The 1469-nt window shown below is 68.8% G+C and carries 1 protein-coding gene; it reads left to right on the top strand.

The genetic code is table 11. From position 1 onward, the window contains the following. Positions 1-181 precede the first annotated feature (181 nt). The gene (locus MOJ79_RS18810) at positions 182-1327 is read left to right on the top strand and encodes a hypothetical protein (RefSeq protein ID WP_241925532.1); all 1146 of its coding nucleotides are present in this window, start codon (positions 182-184) and stop codon (positions 1325-1327) included. The last annotated feature ends 142 nt before the right edge of the window (positions 1328-1469 follow it).

The raw sequence follows: 1469 nt of genomic DNA, 5'->3' as shown, positions 1-1469 counted from the left end.
CGAGGCCAGCCTGCAAGACCGGCTGGTGTCCGTGGGCGAGTACTACGCGCGCAAGACGGCGCTCGAACAGCAGGGCATCGACGCCGAGATCACGCGCCAGCGGCAGCTGCTTGCCGCACAGGATGCGATCGCGCGCGACCCGAAGGCCTCAGAGTCAGACCGCATCCGCGCCCGCGGCGAAGTGCAGCGCCTCGAGGCCGAGCTGATCGTGCTCAACAACAGGCGCGCCGACGTCGAGCGTGCCAACGCCCGCGAGGCGGCGCGCGCCGAGCGCGAACTGGCCGATGCGCTCGAGGAAGCCCGCCTGAAGCTCGCGCAGATCACAGGTGCCGAAACGGACGCCGACCGGCGCACGGCCATCGAGCGCTCGTACCGCGACCTCAAGGCGCGGCTGGCAGCCGAGGGCCAGGACAGCAGCCTCATCGACCGTCTGATCGACGTCGAGTCCGCCAGTCGCAACCTCGACGCGCTGCAGGCTCAGTGGCGCCAGGCGCTCGACGCCATGCGCCAGGCGCAGGACAACGCCAACGTGCTGCGTGACGCCGGAGTGCTCACGCAGGCGCAGGCGCAGCAGCGCATCACACAGGCGGCTGCCGATGCCCGTGCGGCCATGGAGCAGCTGCTTCCCGTGCTCGAGGCCGCGATGCAGCGGCTCTTCCCGCCCGAGGAAGTGGCCCGGCGCATGGAAGGTCTGCGCGCCGAGATCCTCAAGACGCAGCCGGTGGCCGAGAACCTCGGCACGAAGATCGCCGGCCAGGTGCAGGACGCCTTCGCCTCGATGTTCGAGCAGATCGGCGCTGGCGCCAAGACCGCCAGGGATGCCTTCCTCGACTTCGCGCGCTCGGTGATCGCGGCCATCAACCGCATCGCGGCTCAGAAGCTCGCTGAAGCGCTGTTCGGTGGCGCACCTGGTGGCGGATCCGGCCTCGGTGCGCTGATCTCGTCGGGGCTCAAGGCGATCGGATTCGCATCGGGCGGCTACGTCAGCGGTCCAGGCACGTCGACATCCGACTCCATTCCGGCGCGGCTGTCGGCAGGCGAGTACGTGGTGCGCGCAGAGGCCGTGCGTCGCTTCGGTGTCGCGTTCCTGGATGCGATCAACGGCCTGCGCGCACCGTCTGTCTGGTCCGGTGGGCGGCTGGCCTTCGCGGCGGGCGGCATGGTGCCGGCCGTGGCGCAGCCCACGCCGCCGCAGCAATCGATCCGCATCGTCAACACCGTCGATCCCGAGCTGGCGCGCGACTATCTCGAATCACCGGCCGGCGAGCGGGTGCTGGTCAATGTCATCACGCGCAATGCCGGCGCCATCAGGCAGATCCTCATGTGAGTCAATGGGTGAAATGACATGACAGCCTATGTCGGCTTCGTGGACAACACGGACATGCTCGCGCACTACAAGATGCTCGAGAAGATCCGCGACGTGTGCCTGGCCGAGGGCTGGACGATCCTGCGCTACGACACGTCGGTGG

Origin of the sequence: Calidifontimicrobium sp. SYSU G02091 (assembly GCF_022631395.1) — a bacterium.
Taxonomy (GTDB): Bacteria; Pseudomonadota; Gammaproteobacteria; order Burkholderiales; family Burkholderiaceae_C; genus Calidifontimicrobium; species Calidifontimicrobium sediminis.
This window is presented reverse-complemented; position numbering and strand designations above follow the sequence as displayed.